This is a genomic window from Paralimibaculum aggregatum, assembly GCF_030270585.1.
Classification (GTDB): domain Bacteria; phylum Pseudomonadota; class Alphaproteobacteria; order Rhodobacterales; family Rhodobacteraceae; genus Thermohalobaculum; species Thermohalobaculum aggregatum.
In genome coordinates this window covers 1-604 of the sequence record NZ_BSYI01000137.1, presented here as the reverse complement: position 1 = coordinate 604, position 604 = coordinate 1, and the positions used below count along the sequence as shown (strand labels likewise).

General features: G+C 79.8%; 1 protein-coding gene. It reads left to right on the top strand.

The features are described from left to right. Positions 1-98: 98 nt before the first annotated feature. On the top strand, positions 99-604 hold a 506-nt coding region (locus QSJ97_RS24655; protein ID WP_285675153.1), incomplete at its 3' end, for a 6-phosphogluconolactonase.

Sequence of the window (604 nt, the reverse complement as noted above, 5' to 3'; positions counted from 1 at the left end):
GGCGACCGGCCGACGCCCTATGACGCCGGCTCGGCGGGGCCGGATGATGCGCTGATGCTGCTGCACCGCGACGGCCGGCGCTGGCGGGAGATCGCGTGATGGCGGAGACGGGGCGGCCGGCGATCCGGCATCATGGCTCGCGGGCGGCGCTGGCCGCGGCGGTGGCCGATCTGCTGGCGGCGCGGCTCGCGGCGCTGGTGGCGGCGCGCGGCGCGGCGCGGATCGCGGTGCCCGGCGGCACCACGCCGGGGCCGATGCTGGCGCGGCTCGGCGCCGCGGCGCTGCCCTGGGAGCGGGTGACCGTCACGCTGACCGACGAGCGCTGGGTGCCGCCGGCCTCGGCGCGCTCGAACCAGCGGCTGCTCGGCGAGACGCTGTTCGCCGGCGCCGCGGCGGCGGCCCGCTTCCTGCCGCTCTATGGCGGCACCGCCGAGCCGGCGCAGGGCATCGGCGCGGTGAATGCCGGGCTCGCGGCGGCGCTGCCGCTCGACATCGCGGTGCTCGGCATGGGGGCGGACATGCACACCGCCTCGCTGTTTCCGGGGGCGCTGGGCCTTGCCGAGGCGCTGGCGCCGGCGGCGCCGGCGGCGGTGGCGATCACCGC